The organism is Hymenobacter saemangeumensis, assembly GCF_039541835.1.
GTDB classification, from domain to species: Bacteria; Bacteroidota; Bacteroidia; order Cytophagales; family Hymenobacteraceae; genus Hymenobacter; species Hymenobacter saemangeumensis.
Window position 1 is genome coordinate 1 of sequence record NZ_BAABGZ010000053.1, and the last position, 6,627, is coordinate 6,627.

The 6,627-nt window shown below is 55.7% G+C and carries 7 protein-coding genes; 3 read left to right on the top strand and 4 right to left on the bottom strand.

What is annotated here, in order from left to right; all coding sequences use genetic code 11:
• Nucleotides 1-1,052 precede the first annotated feature (1,052 nt).
• Entirely contained in the window at nt 1,053-2,027 is a 975-nt protein-coding gene (locus tag ABD919_RS14005; RefSeq protein WP_345236641.1) for a replication initiation protein, read from the top strand.
• Between the two features lie 5 nt (nt 2,028-2,032).
• On the opposite strand, the gene ABD919_RS14010 is transcribed toward ABD919_RS14005, so the two are convergent.
• Complete coding sequence (locus ABD919_RS14010; protein ID WP_345236642.1) at nt 2,033-2,308, bottom strand: hypothetical protein; 276 nt, start codon at nt 2,306-2,308, stop codon at nt 2,033-2,035.
• A gap of 374 nt (nt 2,309-2,682) precedes the next feature.
• Here ABD919_RS14010 and ABD919_RS14015 point away from each other — a divergent pair, with 374 nt between their 5' ends.
• The gene (locus ABD919_RS14015; protein WP_345236643.1) at nt 2,683-3,066 is read left to right on the top strand and encodes a hypothetical protein; all 384 of its coding nucleotides are present in this window, start codon (nt 2,683-2,685) and stop codon (nt 3,064-3,066) included.
• Between the two features lies 1 nt (nt 3,067).
• On the opposite strand, the gene ABD919_RS14020 is transcribed toward ABD919_RS14015, so the two are convergent.
• Nucleotides 3,068-3,409 (bottom strand): transthyretin-like family protein, encoded by a 342-nt coding sequence (locus ABD919_RS14020; protein WP_345236644.1) that lies wholly within the window; start codon nt 3,407-3,409, stop codon nt 3,068-3,070.
• 573 nt (nt 3,410-3,982) lie between these two features.
• On the opposite strand from ABD919_RS14020, the gene ABD919_RS14025 reads away from it, so the two are divergent.
• A complete protein-coding gene (locus ABD919_RS14025; RefSeq protein ID WP_345236645.1) occupies nt 3,983-4,585 on the top strand; it encodes a hypothetical protein in 603 nt (200 codons plus the stop codon).
• Between the two features lie 72 nt (nt 4,586-4,657).
• Here the strand turns inward: ABD919_RS14025 and ABD919_RS14030 are convergent, their stop codons facing one another.
• Both ABD919_RS14030 and mobV read right to left on the bottom strand, forming a co-directional pair.
• Nucleotides 4,658-5,281, bottom strand: coding sequence for a hypothetical protein (locus ABD919_RS14030; RefSeq protein ID WP_345236646.1), 624 nt, complete (start codon nt 5,279-5,281; stop codon nt 4,658-4,660).
• 537 nt (nt 5,282-5,818) lie between these two features.
• The coding region (gene mobV, locus ABD919_RS14035; protein WP_345236647.1) for a MobV family relaxase at nt 5,819-6,627 on the bottom strand (809 nt) is incomplete at its 5' end.

Below are 6,627 nucleotides of genomic sequence, written 5' to 3' on the forward strand. Positions count from 1 at the left end.
AATTTTGGCCAGCCTAAAGCGCAGCGCTTAGGCTGGCCAAAATTGTCTAGTGAGTACACAACGCTTGAACATTACGCTTGCTTACGTTTGCGCTTTACGCTTATGGGGTATTATTTACGCTTATGACTTACGCTATCAGGGGCTTATCAACGCTAACGGCTTACGCTTGTGCCTCCTGGTGGTACCGGACTTCCCTTCACCAGACGCTGCACCACCGAGTTGCCCCGTTCGTACTGCATCCGGTCAAGTAGCGTCCGTATCTGCTGCACCTGGTCCGGGGTCATCGTGTCTCCGAGCTGGGGCAAGAGCTTTCCGGCCTCCTCGCCCAAGAAGTCGATTTTGCGAGCCAGGTAGTACTCTTCGCCCTGGTACAACCACTGCGCTTCCTCCGATTTTTGGGCCTTATCCCAAGCACTTACCCGGCAGTTAGTGGAACAGAACCGACCTCCTTTGCGGCGGGGAGTATAAACGGTCGAACAGTGTTGGCAGGTGTAGCGCATACAGGGAAATTGCTATTTGCCTTTCTCCTACGGGCAGCCATAGCGACTAGGTTACACCTGGTGCGGGCGTTGCTCAGGGCTTGCTTCCCCACGGCCCCAAGGCGAAAGTTCTCCCGGGTGCAAGAGGGTACATAAGCTCGACAATAAAGCTTATATACTGTTGATTACCAATTATATAGTGTTTATTGAATGCGCGCAAGTCACTGGCTTCTAGAGTGTTTTGTTTGCTTTCTGTTTTCCGGCCGGAGTTATCCACCGTCCCTAAAAGCTTTTTTCCTCGCGCGAAACACAACTTGTGTATTTGTAAAGCTTTGTTCTATTTGTAGGGCTCAGAAGCAATTGGTTTTCAGATTATTACAAGTAGTAAAAACGGCTTTTAATCACGTAAAAACGGCTTTTAATCACGTAAAAACGGCTTTTAATCACGTAAAAACGGCTTTTAATCATGATAAAAACGGCTTTTAATCATGTTGCTACGCTATCAAAAAACGCTATTTGTTAACAGGTAGCGTTTATACCGTATAATTGTCTTCGAATCAGTCAGTAACTCCCGTGATAAAAGACATTGAAATTCGCCAACACAATATCTTAACCAACGCTCGGTATGAGTACACGGAGCTACAGTTAGACCTCTTTTTCTTCTTAGTATCTAAGCTGCGAAAGGACCAAAAATCGGAGACTTACGAGCTAGATATTAAAGAGTTGGCTACTTTGACTGGAAAGCAGTATCACTTACCGTACCTACGCAAAGCCACTGAAGACATGGGCTCGCGCATGTTTGAAGTAGAAACACCAGAGCGTCATATGCAGCTCTGGATGTTTCGCAGCGTGGAATATGTGAAAGGCACAAGGATTATCGAGGTGACGCTATCGGACAAGATTCTTCCTTACTTATTCAATCTGCAAAACAACTTTACCTCCTACGGCTTGGCCGCTGCGCTACGTCTCAGCAGCAAGTATGCTAAGCGTATTTACCCGTTATGCAGCCAGTGGAAAGACAAGGGCGAAACCAAAAAGTATGACATAGAGGACTTTAAGAAAATGCTCGGCCTGCTTGACGACAAGGGGAATGATAAAGCTGCAAGGATTAGCGACTTGAAAAGCAAGGTTTTGGACATTGCTGTAAAGCAAATCAACGAGCACACTGAACTGCACGTCAGTTACACCCTGGAAAAGAAGGGCAAGGCCTTCAAAAACATCGTTTTCACGGTCAAGCCGCAAGCACTGGCCGAAACCATCCCGTTTGACTTGGTGCCGGCGGGCACGGCCCCGGCTGGGATGCAGCAGCACCAGGTGGAGAACGCCGGCCGGCTCCTCGCGCAGCTAAGCATCACCACGCCCGAGTTGGTGGCCACCATCCTGGCCAGCGCGGCGCACGTGGCCGCCTGCAACAAGTTCGCCCACGACCTGAAAACCGGCAAGCACGCCAAAGCTCATTCCCTCTCGGGGCTCCTGCTCACCATCCTGGGCCTAAAAAAGGCCAGCAATGGCCCGCTGTTCGACGCGACAACTAAAAAGCAGGGCTAGTCTGCCTACTTGCCAAAAACGCGCTGCCAAAGGCTCTTTCGTGCCGGCTCGGCCAACCGGGCCGCGATGCCCTCGACCATCTGCGTCAGTTGCTCCACTTGCACCTGCAGGTCGCGGGGGCTGGCCGGCAGCTGCGGGGCCTCGGCCTGGCTGAGCTGCCCCTGGACAAAGGCGCGCACCTCGTCGTTGAAGTACTGCCCCATGGTCTTGTCGACCCGCGCCGCGGCCTTCTCCAGCATGGCCCGCGTTTCGCGCTCCACCCCACGCACTGACCAGGTCACGGCCGTGGTACTGGCTAGCTTAGCCGGTCGCCCGCCTTTGTTGCTTGTCTTACTCGGTGTAAGACCGTCGCCCTCCTCCTCTACCACGTCTGTCTTACCAATACCGGTTTCTGTAAGACTGATTTCAGGCGTTGTCTTACCGATTTCGACCGTTGTAAGACCATTTTCAGGGTCTGTCTTACCGTTTTTGGTTTTTGTCTGACTGACTTTGGACTTCATGTGGGCGTGTCTTACAAATTGTAAGACACATAGGTACGCTGAAAATTCATGTCTTACAACGTGTCTTACAGGCACTAGAAGCCTCTATGTGCTTTATTTAAATTACCCTTTCGCTGAACGGCACCAAGCGAGCCAGTGACTACTAGTTTTACGGCATGCACTACCTCCCCGTCACGTGGCAGAGCTACGAGAGCCTCGACGCCCTCGAGGGCTACAACCTAGACAACCTGGGCGGCAGCGACTCTTTCAGAGAGGGCATGCGCTGGCCGGACTACTTGGCCGGTTACGAGGCGGAATGGCACCCCTACGTCGAGGCCGTTCGCCACGCCATCATTGAGGGCCAGGTGTGGGCGGGGGGTGATTGGCACCAGTACAACCCGCAGGGGGCGCCGGTGGTGGCAGGGGTGCACTTCATGGGCTGCGGCTATCGCTCCTGGGGCGATTTAATGGCCGCCGTGTGGAGCAGTGAACTGAACCGCGATTTTAGCTACATGGACTTCTACATGGACGTCCGTTTACCTGCTCGACCCTTTGGATGAACTACAATCGAATGTCCACTTGGATGTTCTTGGAGAAGATTTGCTCGGCATAAACAAGCGTGTCTTGTGGGGCTTGTTTCACTTCAATGGCTAAGTAACACAGCAGTGGGAACGTAGTGGTAAAGCGTCCCTGCGCGTCTGTGGTCAGCGTATCGTGCCGGTACCCGTTATAGCTGTCGTAGTCTCCGCCCTGGTAATAGGCCGTTTCCAGATACAGCACGGCGCCCTTCACCGGCTGCTGGGTTCGCCGGTCCGTCACAGTGCCGACGAGGCGGGCATTTTCCACGTCTTGAGGCCGGCACCCGACCAATGCCAGCAGTAACAAAGACCATCTTGGGCGCATAAGAGCGGAGGATAAGGGCGGAACGGCCGTTGCAAAAGCAGCTAGTAGTTTACACTGGCCTAAACTTACCCTCCCTTTCTTAAACTGCGAGCAGCTGCTCCGCACCAGGTGCCAGCAGGCCGCTGCAGCGCCCGGCGAGTTTACCAAACCCGTCTACGAATCAACGTTTACAAAACTGGCCGGAGGGATGAGCTTCGTAAACTCGAAACCAGGTCCTTTCCTGGGCCTAGGCAAACAGGATTTTAGGGGCAGGGGGGAAGGGCAAATAGTCCCGCGCTTGTCTAGGTTCTGTCCCTTAACATAATCGTAGTTATACCCCCGGCCTCGGAAAAGTGGTGGTTTTTCTCCCCACTGCCCCTGCCTTCGGATTGTAGTACTTTGGCGGGGGACCAGGCGCTGGTTTGGAGTTTACGAAACTCGTCCCCTCGGCGCGTTTCGTAAACTTTGAATCGTAGACGAGTTTCTTAAACTCACCACGTGCTGCAGTGGCCCACGGGCACCTGGTGCCGGGCAGCTGTGAGTGGTTCACCCAAAGGAGCGTATCTTGAACCTGTGCCGTACAATTAGGAAGTAATGAAGGGATACCGTCTGCTTGTTGTAATTGCGCTCATGACTTTGGGCAAAAACGTAGCAGGGCAGCAGTACACTGCGTGGGTTGATAGCACGGAAACAGAAGAAGCGGTGCCCGTGTCCCTAGTGCGCCAATTTCAGCACCTAACTGCTGACAAGGGGGATTCGCTCACGAGCAATGTGTACTGGATGACCGGGGCACTAAACGAGGGGACCCGGTTTTATTACACCACTTTTGACTATCGACTGGCGAACGGAACGGCTGTTCCGTCCCGCCTGGAGTTTGAATGGAATGACGCGGGGAAGGTTCTTTCCGTATGGCGGCGGAACATGCCCGTTGGAACCGATACGCTCCCCCGCCGGATGCGCCGCGTGTTACAGGGAAAAATAAGCCGGCATTGCCGAAAATACGGGCAAGCGGTGGCTTATGTAAAGGCGTTCTCCTCCGGTTCTGCGAATGAGCACGCTCGGGTCGTGCGTTGCGAGGTGCATCTGTTAGATAGAGAGCCCCCTCCTCCTCGTCCCCATAAAGCGGATTACGAGATTAAGTTTTTCACCATCAGTGCTGACGGAAGCATCCGGAAGAGCTTCGGGATGTTTAGATAAACGGTGATTTAAATAAGGTCTAAACCCGTTTTACGTGCTGTAAACCCCCTCTACAGCATGTATAAAGATGCCTTAGCGCTGAGCAGCAACTGGTGTAGGCACGTAAGGCGGGAATAGCTGCTGGGTGGTCTTGCGCATTTCTTTGGTCGTACCCATGTCCTTCCGAAACCGCTGAATTTGAGCCTTATAGAAGTCTCTCTCGGCTCCAACGGCCTGCGCGACGCCCAGCAGCTGGTCGTACTTGGCCTGCGCCACGCCTGAAAAGGCGCCCGCGCCCCACAAAATCAGCAGCACAACGGCCACGGGCCCTAGTGCCAGGCCGAACACATGGCCCCATCCGCGCAGGAAGTCCACCGGTACCGACCGGGGCACCCCCTCCGCCGCCTTCGTCAGCGCCGCAGCGGCCGCTGTCAACTGCTGGGTGCTCGCCGCGACGCTGGCCGTAACCTGGTCCAGACTCTGCTGGGTGCCCTGCTTCAGCTGCGCTCCCAGCAGGTCGGACGCTCGCTGGCCGGCAGCCACCAGGTTGTCCGGTGTGGGCAGTAGGGGAAGTAACTGCGGGGCCAGCAGCCGCGCTACTTCAGCAGCCGGCAGCGTCAGCGTGGGCCGGCTTTTGGCCTCGACGCTGGCCACCAGGGCCTGCAGGTCGGCCTTCTTATAGCATGCGGGGGACAGAATTACGCTAAGGATAAGCACTATATTCTATGAGCCTCGCATTGAACAAACTACCTCTTCGGCGAGGCTCAATAAGCCAGGTCCAATAATCCAAAGTGCGGTTTGTTTTTGGACTGTCTTTCTGAACCTCATTTTTCGAGCTTATTAGCTTGGCTGGTAATAAAACGTAAAGGGCCAATAAGTTACGGCTTCCTGGCCCTTGCTTGGAACAGCTTACAGTAACTTTGCCCCCTCGCTGCTATAAGAAGGCCTGGATGATAGGGGTCAGCATGGCGTAGCCACTCCGCTAATTCCATCGTCGCTGCTTCCCCCTTTGCTCCCGGTGCGGTTATAAACCACTGCTGATTCTGGTAAACTGGCTGTAAGCTGGTGCGTAGGGCCAAAAATTCACTCGGCCACGGCTGTTGTAGCTGCTGGGCGCAATAGGCTTGCGTAATCTTTAGACTGGCAAAAAATTGCTCTTGGTCAATTTTGAGCATACTCCTTACTATTATCAAGTGTCAGTAGATAGCTCCTTCCGAAGTTCAGGAAAAGGGTGGCTCAAACAAGGTAGGGACTTTACATGCTAACCCCGCCGCGGCTGTGCTGCTGGCCGGCCTGGTGTATGCGCTGCTGGGCCACTTGGCGCTGCGTTTCCTGCTCCAGCTGCGGGTTGAGTTCCTTCACCAGCCCATAGAAGCGCTTCACTTCCTGGTGCTGGGCCTGGCTGCCCTCCACCCCGCGCTGCAGCCCCAACGGGGCCACCTTCGCGGCAAAGCTGGTCTGCATGTCGCGCATCTTTTGCCGGTCGCCCAGCATGGCCCGGCAATTGAGCCTGCCGGCCGTGTCGATGGGCACGACCGTGGCGTGGATGTGCGGGGTCTGCTCATCGAGGTGCAGCACGGCGTTGACGACGTTCTCCTGGCCGTAGCGCTCGCTCAGCCACTCCATCGCCCGGTCCCGGAAGCCGGCCAGCTTGGCCCCGTCCTCGGCCGACCCGACCAACCGGGCCGGCTTGCCCGACTTACCCGTCTCCTTGCGAATGTCCAAAAATTCGGGGCTGAACGTCATTAGGTGCTCGACCGCCAGCACGGCGTTGCTGCGCACCTTACACCCGGCCGCCTCGAGGCGGGCCTGCACGTCGGCCGCCAGGTCCTGGCTCCCGACCAGCTGCACGTTGAGCGGGGTCAGCTCGGCGTCCGCGTTGGGCGTGGGCCGCAGCCGCTGCAGGTGCTCGTTCAGAGAAGTGAGGTTGCCGGCGGTCTTGAGCTTGGCCGTGCGCAGGATGGCATAGGGCATCGGGGCGGTAGGGGAAAAGGGTGGCCAGCGGGCCGGCTGGGGGTGCCGGGGACCACTGGGTAGAACGGGTGCCCGCAGGGCCGAACAGA

Coding starts and splice junctions, on each gene's coding strand:
- ABD919_RS14015 (WP_345236643.1), top strand. CDS start 2,683: ATGCACTACCTCCCCGTCACGTGGCAGAGCTACGAGAGCCTCGACGCC.
- ABD919_RS14020 (WP_345236644.1), bottom strand. CDS start 3,409: ATGCGCCCAAGATGGTCTTTGTTACTGCTGGCATTGGTCGGGTGCCGG.
- ABD919_RS14025 (WP_345236645.1), top strand. CDS start 3,983: ATGAAGGGATACCGTCTGCTTGTTGTAATTGCGCTCATGACTTTGGGC.